Consider the following 5,937-nt stretch of genomic DNA (forward strand, 5'->3'; position numbering starts at 1 on the left):
GCATCGGTCAGGGTTCGTCTGCTCAAGATCGCCTCCGTTTTCGATCTTGAATCAAACCTCATCCGATTTGGGAATCCCCTAAATGAAGACGCAACCTAGAGGCTGGCCTGCGTCCCTCCGTCACCTCGCAGCACGCGCCGGGAATCTTGCTCGCTCGGAAGTATTTGGCGGCTTTTAATAGAACATAGAAAGAACACACTTAGCACTTCTTTGAAGTGAAGGCGATCAGAGGGGGTCGCCGTCTCACTTTCATCGTTGCACATGGCGGTCAGCTTTTCCACCGGCATGTAGCGGCGGGAGACGGCCCACTCGTCGTTCTGCTCGAGCATGAGCGCGCCGACGAGCTGGATCACGGCCTCGCGGTTCGGAAATATCCCGACGACGTTGGTCCGTCGCTTGATCTCCTTGTTGACGCGCTCCAGCGGGTTGGGGCTGTGATTGACCGGCGGGGCTGCGCCCGTCAATCGGGGAGAGGGCCTGAGCCGTGCATCACCGCCGACGCCGCCCCGGCCGGAGCGGCGTTTTACGCTTCCATATATTTCAATGGGTTACGCGACGCTGGAAGAAAATAGGGGGTACGAGGGGGAGTAAAATCCCCCATACTGGAAAAAGTATGGGGGAATTTACAATTTACATAAGCCGGCCGGCAACGTTACCCGCATTTGGAATGGCCGCAGCTGGCGCAGGTCATGCAACCCTCGATCATGCGCATGTCGTATTGGCCGCAGGCCGGGCATGCCGGGCCCTTGGGCGCGTCGAGGTTGACCACCTGCGCCGTCGGGTCGCCCTTGAGGCCCAGCCCCTCGCCCTCGAGGAAGCCGATCGCGATCATGTGCCGTTCCAGCACGCCGCCGATGGCCGCGAGGATCGACGGCACGTACTTGCCATTCATCCAGGCGCCGCCGCGCGGGTCGAACACCGCCTTCAGTTCCTCGACCACGAAGCTGACGTCGCCGCCGCGCCGGAACACCGCCGAGATCATCCGCGTCAGCGCCACGGTCCAGGCGTAATGCTCCATGTTCTTGGAGTTGATGAACACCTCGAAGGGCCGGCGGTGGCCGTTGAGGATGATGTCGTTGACGGTGACATAGATGGCGTGGTTGCTGTCGGGCCATTTCAGCTTGTAGGTCGCGCCCTCCAGCTCCGCCGGCCGGTCGAGCGGCTCGGACATATAGACCACATCGCCGTGAGGTTGCTGGGGTTCGGCGTCGGTGGCGGCGAGGACCTCAGGTGCACCATCTCCTAAGATTTCCGCTACACTAACATTTAACGCTTGGGCGATTTTGGCCACGTTATCCACCGACGGCGCTTTATTGTATTTTATAAGCTGTTCAACGTAGTTCGGGCCAAGCCCGGCTTCAATGGATAACGCCCGCAGACTAATACCTTTTTTCTTAGCCCAACCAACAATGCTGCTCCCAATCTCACCCGAGGTTGTCTTTCCACTCACACTCAACACCGAACCCGTCACCTCGTTCGGCCGGTAGGTCGTGCATCCTTTGCAGCCGGTCTCGTAGGCCTGCATGTAGACATCCTTGAACGCCTCGAAACCGATGTCCTCGGGCACGTTGATCGTCTTGGAAATGCTGGAATCGACCCATTTCTGCGCCGCGGCCTGCATCCGAACGTGACCTTCGGGCGCCAGCATCTGGGCGTTGACGAAATAATCGGGCAGTTCGGCATCGCCGAATCTCTCGCGCCACATCTGAACCGCGTAATCCACGACCTCCTCTTCGGTGCGGCTTCCGTCCTTCTGCAGCACCTTGCGGGTATAGGAATAGGCGAAGACCGGCTCGATGCCCGAGCTGACATTGCCGGCATAAAGGCTGATCGTGCCGGTGGGGGCGATCGAGGTCAGAAGGGCATTGCGGATGCCATGTTCGGCCACGGCCTGGCGCACGTCCTCGTCCATCGCCCGCATGGTGCCGCTGGCCAGATAGGGCTCGGCCTCGAACAGCGGGAACGGTCCCTTTTCCTTGGCCAGTTCGACCGAGGCCAGGTAGGCCGCCCGCGCGATCCGGTGCAGCCAGCGTTCGGTCTGCGCGGCCGCCTCCGGCGCACCATAGCGCAGACCCTTCATAAGCAGCGCGTCCGCAAGCCCCGTCACGCCAAGCCCGATCCGCCGCTTGGCCCGTGCCTCGCGCGCCTGTTCCTCCAGCGGAAAGTTGGACACGTCCACCACGTTGTCCATCATCCGCACCGCGGTGGTGACAAGCTCATCGAGCTCCGCGTCGTCGATCTGCGCCCCGTCCTCGAAGGGCCGGCGTACCAGCCGTGCCAGGTTGACCGAGCCCAGCAGGCAGGCGCCATAGGGCGGCAGGGGCTGTTCGCCGCACGGGTTGGTGGCGGCGATCGTCTCGCAATAGGCAAGGTTGTTCATCTGGTTGATCCGGTCGATGAAGATCACCCCCGGCTCGGCGAAGTCATAGGTCGCCTGCATGATCCGGTTCCACAGGCCGCGCGCCTGGCTGAGCATGGATACCGCGTTCAGGACGGCAACACCGCGCCGCGACCCTTCTTCCGTGACGGCGGTGTATTCTCCGTGCATCCGGACATGATCATCTGCCGGGGCGACGAGGTCATCGCTGTCCTCGATGCGAAGTATAAGCCGGACCCGAAAGAGTCAGACCGGTATGAGGTGCTTTCCTTCATGGACGCCTTGCCCGTTAGCCTCGGCGGTTTCGTGTGCCCGGCGGATGGGGTCGATACGTCACGGTTTCTTGGTACGACCGCATCCGGGAAGGAAATGGTCCTGCTGCGGTATGATCTAGCTGCCGTCGATCCAGACGTTGAGGCTGACCGGTTCGCCGCGAATGTCCTGCGCATGATCGACGGCGCACACGACTATACGTAAAAGGAATGCATCACGGAAGTTAGGTTTCAATCCTCGAAAAACGTCTGGTCACAGATCATTCTGAAGCTCAATGGCGCTCACCGCGAGGGTCGGTTTCCCGAAATTCAGACATGAATAATCCACAATAGCGCAGATTAGAATGCGCAATAAAGACACCAGCGCGCTGCTCAGATCACCGGTGACCGCTTCAGCTGATCGGCCCAAAGTGCATTGGCTGCGCGTCCCACTCCTCGGGAAACGGCTCCAGCACGCGCGCCAACGTCACCTCCGGCCCCTGCTTCCCGTCCAGGATGCCCTCGATGATGTCAGGCGCGAGCAGCGTGAGCCGCAGGACGCGGGTCATGTAGGAGGGTGCGATCCCCTCGCGCGCGGCCAGTTCGGCAATGGTGGCGAACTCGCCCGACTCCAGCATGCTCTTCCAGCGAAATGCCCGCGCCAGTGCTTTGATCAGCGTGTTGTCGGTCCGCCGAGGCTGCGCGGCCCCTTCGGGCAACTGCATCTCCTTTCTCCCGCTGCGTTTCACGATGCGGAACGGGACGTGGAGAGTCACGGTCTCCGGGATCGGAGCCTCGCGGGTCATGCGGCAGCCTCGATGCCGCCGGCCAGCATCTCGCGGGCGAGGCCGCCGAGCCCGTCGACACGCAGGGCGACGTTGAGCCCATCGGTGCCGATGTCGACGCGCTCGACCAGAAGTGCCACGATGCGTGTCTGCTCGGCAGGGAAAAGCTCGTCCCACAGCCGATCGAGTTGCTGCAAGGCTGCGCGTGCATCGGCCTCAGTGACATCGTTGGCGTGAGCGCGGGCAGCCTTCCATGTCCCCGCCACGATCTCGGGCTGGCGGAACACGGCGCGGAGCTGGTCGATGACGGCGCCCTCGATCTCCCCCGCAGGGACGCGGCCGACCGGACACGAACCAGCCCCATGCTTCAGCACGGTCTGACTGACATAGTAGCGGTAGAGACGATTCCCCCTCCGAGTATGCGTCGGTGAGAACGCGCCGCCATCGGGCCCGAACAGCAGCCCCTTCAGCAGCGCGGGCGTGTCGGCGCGGGTGCTGCGCGGCGTGCCCTACGAGGGCGTCCCGGTGGGCACGATCAAGCGCTTCGCCACCGGCAAGGGCAACGCCAACAAGGACGCGATGATCGCGGCCGCCCGTGCCCGGGGTTTCAGCCCGGCCGACGACAACGAGGCCGACGCCATCGCCATCCTGCTCTGGGCGCTGGAGACGAAGGGAGGCGTGGCATGAGCGGCATGCGGTTCACACCGAAGGGCTATGGCGGGCGCCGCCGCGATCCCCAGCAGGTCAAGCGCGACGGATGGCGCGAACAAGGCGTGCTCGCCGTCTCGGTCGACGACGACCGGCTGACCTGGCCCGAGCGCGAGCTCGTCCGGCAGCTGGGCGAGCGTCTCTACGGCAAGCGACCGGAGGACATGCACCATGGCTGACTGGACCATGGCGCGGGTGCAGGACCGCCTCGAGAGCGCCGCGGACGTCTTCGCGCAGCTGCCGGCCGTGAAGCCCACCGGGTATTTCAACGCCTGGCCGGAGTATTTCCACGGCTTCGCCGACCAGGTCGGCCAGGAGCCCGAGATGAGGCGCCCGCGGCCCGGCCCGCGCCAGATCACCGAGGCCGAGGAAGCGATGCTATGGCTGCGCTGGCTCGAGCGCGACGACGCCCGCATCGTGTGGCTGCGCGCCAACCGGCAGCCCTGGAAGAAGATCGGCTGGGAGGTCGGGCTCAGCCGCCCGGCCGCCAACCGCCACTGGCAGTACGGCGTCGCGCTGATCACCTGGCGGCTTAACGGGCGCGTGCCGTCGTCCAGGCGATCAAAGCGCTTCGTGGTCGAGAACGCCGACCGGCTGTCAAGAAAGATCGTCCTGTGATGGAATTTTCGGAGAGACATCGGAGGGGGTTCACCAATCGGCTCTGAGGGATACAAACGGGGTATGATCGCACGAGACGTGAACGAAGGGACGATGGCCGCAGCGCTGGATGCCGGGGTCCAACCGGAAGCCACTTCGGGGTCCAGAGGGGAACATGACGGCACGCGAGCGGCGACAGTTCGAAACCGGGCAAACGCCCGCCGCTTGACCGGAAAAACTGTCGCCGCCTACCCGTAACCCTCTGATTTTAAGGTTCCTTTCTGTTCACTTTCGTATGCTGGCGGGCGTGGCTCGGCATTTCGCCAGCGACAGGGGCGGATTTTTGGGAAGCCACCGGAGTCCAGCGTTCAGCTGCAACGCCAAGAAATCCTCGTGAATTCAAAAGTCTGACCGGCCGCGCGGGGTGGATACCCCGCGGATGCCGGAGTCCAGCCGGAAGCCGGTGGACCCCGCCGCGCCGGGGTCCACCCCGGCCAATGCAAATCGATCATCGACAGGAACCTGCATGACCCTCGCCTTCGCCCCCGAGCGGATCGAGACTTGGCCGCTGGCCAAGCTCCAGCCCTACGCGAAGAACGCGAAGGTGCATGGCGCCGACCAGGTCGCGAAGATTGCTGCCAGCATGGCCGAGTTCGGCTGGACCGTGCCCTGCCTCGTTGGCGAGGACGGCGAGTTGATCGCAGGCCATGGCCGCGTGCTGGCCGCGACGCAGCTGGGGCTGACCGAGGCGCCGGTCATCGTGCTGGGCCATCTCACCGAGGCGCAGCGGCGCGCCTACCGTTTGGCCGACAATAAATTGACCGAACTCGGTACCTGGGACGAGGCGGCTCTATCGGCCGAGCTGCAGGACCTGCTCGCAGACGACTACGATCTGTCGCTGGTGGGCTTTTCGGACGGCGAACTCGACAAGTTGCTGGCCTTCGATCCGGAGGCGGGCGGTGAAGAAGAAGGTGGCGCCGGGGGCTCCGTGCCTCCGGTGACCATCCCCGAGCCGCCGCGCAACCCGGCCTCGCGCATGGGCGATCTGTGGATCCTCGGCGAACACCGCCTGCTCTGCGGCGACAGCACCAGCGCTGCCGACGTGCGCCGCCTGATGAATGGCGAGCGGGCGATCCTGTTCGCCACCGACCCGCCATACCTCGTCGACTACGACGGCTCGAACCACCCGACGCGGAACAAGGACTGGTCGGCGTCCTAT

Annotated in this window: 6 protein-coding genes and 4 pseudogenes; 5 read left to right on the forward strand and 5 right to left on the reverse strand. The window is 64.0% G+C overall.

Annotation, left to right across the window (positions count from 1 at the left end; translation table 11 throughout):
- Nucleotides 1-251 precede the first annotated feature (251 nt).
- The 3 genes and pseudogenes from ACH13J_RS18570 to ACH13J_RS17885 form a co-directional block, all read right to left on the reverse strand.
- Nucleotides 252-434, reverse strand: a pseudogene (locus ACH13J_RS18570) (transposase); the annotation flags it as partial.
- A gap of 218 nt (nucleotides 435-652) precedes the next feature.
- Nucleotides 653-1,450: a TSCPD domain-containing protein gene (locus ACH13J_RS17880; protein ID WP_449619231.1), complete on the reverse strand. Its 798-nt coding sequence runs from the start codon at nucleotides 1,448-1,450 to the stop codon at nucleotides 653-655.
- Nucleotides 1,424-2,467 (reverse strand): annotated as a pseudogene (locus ACH13J_RS17885) (adenosylcobalamin-dependent ribonucleoside-diphosphate reductase); the annotation flags it as partial. The gene ACH13J_RS17880 and the pseudogene ACH13J_RS17885, both read right to left, overlap by 27 nt.
- Before the next feature lie 87 nt (nucleotides 2,468-2,554).
- On the opposite strand from ACH13J_RS17885, the gene ACH13J_RS17890 reads away from it, so the two are divergent.
- Entirely contained in the window at nucleotides 2,555-2,854 is a 300-nt protein-coding gene (locus tag ACH13J_RS17890; RefSeq protein WP_397544706.1) for a hypothetical protein, read from the forward strand.
- A 187-nt stretch (nucleotides 2,855-3,041) separates the two neighbouring features.
- Here the strand turns inward: ACH13J_RS17890 and ACH13J_RS17895 are convergent, their stop codons facing one another.
- Entirely contained in the window at nucleotides 3,042-3,353 is a 312-nt protein-coding gene (locus ACH13J_RS17895; protein ID WP_449619228.1) for a hypothetical protein, read from the reverse strand.
- Nucleotides 3,354-3,430: 77 nt separating this feature from the next.
- A pseudogene (locus ACH13J_RS17900) lies at nucleotides 3,431-3,907 on the reverse strand (zinc ribbon domain-containing protein); the annotation flags it as partial.
- Here ACH13J_RS17900 and ACH13J_RS17905 point away from each other — a divergent pair.
- The 4 genes and pseudogenes from ACH13J_RS17905 to ACH13J_RS17920 form a co-directional block, all read left to right on the forward strand.
- A complete protein-coding gene (locus tag ACH13J_RS17905) occupies nucleotides 3,894-4,100 on the forward strand; it encodes a hypothetical protein (RefSeq protein ID WP_449619229.1) in 207 nt (68 codons plus the stop codon). The pseudogene ACH13J_RS17900 and the gene ACH13J_RS17905 sit on opposite strands and share 14 nt — an antisense overlap.
- Nucleotides 4,097-4,300 carry a hypothetical protein gene (locus ACH13J_RS17910; RefSeq protein WP_449619230.1) on the forward strand — a complete coding sequence of 68 codons (204 nt, stop codon included), beginning with the start codon at nucleotides 4,097-4,099 and terminating at the stop codon, nucleotides 4,298-4,300. The genes ACH13J_RS17905 and ACH13J_RS17910 overlap by 4 nt, the downstream gene beginning before the upstream one ends.
- Nucleotides 4,293-4,739, forward strand: a complete 447-nt coding sequence (locus ACH13J_RS17915; protein ID WP_397544708.1) for a DUF6362 family protein — start codon at nucleotides 4,293-4,295, stop codon at nucleotides 4,737-4,739. Before ACH13J_RS17910 ends, ACH13J_RS17915 begins: the two co-directional genes overlap by 8 nt.
- Nucleotides 4,740-5,244: 505 nt before the next feature.
- A pseudogene (locus ACH13J_RS17920) lies at nucleotides 5,245-5,937 on the forward strand (DNA methylase); the annotation flags it as partial.

The organism is Roseovarius salis, assembly GCF_044472985.1.
In the GTDB taxonomy this organism is placed as follows: domain Bacteria; phylum Pseudomonadota; class Alphaproteobacteria; order Rhodobacterales; family Rhodobacteraceae; genus Roseovarius; species Roseovarius salis.